The sequence below is a fragment of the Arhodomonas sp. KWT genome (assembly GCF_010993615.1).
In genome coordinates, this window is the sequence record NZ_WNXE01000144.1 from 1 (window position 1) to 1246 (window position 1246).

General features: G+C 70.6%; 1 protein-coding gene. It reads right to left on the reverse strand.

Annotated elements, in window-relative coordinates:
• Positions 1–53 precede the first annotated feature (53 nt).
• The coding region (locus G7A99_RS15145; protein ID WP_371807623.1) for an ABC transporter permease at positions 54–1246 on the reverse strand (1193 nt) is incomplete at its 5' end.

Sequence of the window (1246 nt, forward strand, 5' to 3'; positions counted from 1 at the left end):
CCGTTGTCCAGTCTTACGGGCCCGCATACGGTGCGGATCACCCACGGCGCCGCTCAGTCGGCGCCCTCACGCAGCAGCCGCATGGGCGAGCTGCGTTCGTAGCGGCGGGCGGCCAGCCCGCCCGCCCCCCAGACGGTCACCGCCCCCACCGCCGCACCAGCGAGAAGCGTCACCGGGCGGAACGGGTACGTCAGGCCGAACAACCCTTCGGCGACGAACACCCCGGCACCGGTGGCCACTCCGCCGGCGATCAGGCCGGCCACGGTACCCAGCAGCCAGAACTCGTAGCGCGCGAGCCGCCGGACTCGCCGTCCGCTGGCCCCGAGGGCCCGCAGCAGTGCACCCTCGAAGCGTCGCTGCTCGCCGGTAATCTGCAATGCAGCGAGCAGCACCAGCACGCCCGCGGCGAGGGTGAGCAGCGACATCAGCTCCACAACGCTGCTGCCCTGGTCCATGATCGAGCGCACCGTGCGCAGGATGGTGGTGACATCTATCGCGGTCACGCTCGGGTAGTCCCGAATGATATCCACGATCACGCCCTCGCGGGTGTCCGGCAGATGAAAGCTCGTCAGCCAGGTGGCCGGCAGTCCGTCCAGGGTGCCGGGTGAGGCGACCACGAAGAAGTTCACCCGGAAGCTCTCCCAGTCCACCTCGCGCAGGTTCGTTACCCGTGCGCTCACCTGCCGGCCGGCGATATCGAAGGTCAGACGGTCACCCAGGGCAATGCCGTAGCGTTCGGCGAAGCCGGTCTCCACCGACAGCTCGCCGGCATCCCCCGTCGCACCCCACCACTCGCCGGCAACCACCTCGTTGCCCTGCTGGGGCTCGGCCGACCAGGTGAGATTGAACTCCCGCCGGCCCCGGCGTCGGCCCACGTCGTCATCCGCCGGCTCGTCCGCGGCCTCCGCCACGGGATCGCCGTTGAGCGCCACCAGCCGCCCGCGGACCATGGGCGCGAACCCGGCATCGATGCCCGCCTGCGCCAGACGCTCGCGGACGCCAGCGCGCTCGTCCGCCTGGATGTTGATCAGGAACTGGTTGGCGGCATCGTCCGGGATCCGGTCCCGCCAGGCATCCAGGAGATCATTGCGGACCACGGCGAGGAGGAACAGCGCCATCAGCCCCGTGCCCACGCCGACGATCTGCACCACTGCGGTCCACGGCCGCCGGGTGAAGCCGCTGAGCCACAGCAGCCGGCCACCACGACGGCGCACCAGCGCACGTACACCGGCGATGCTCGCCCTAG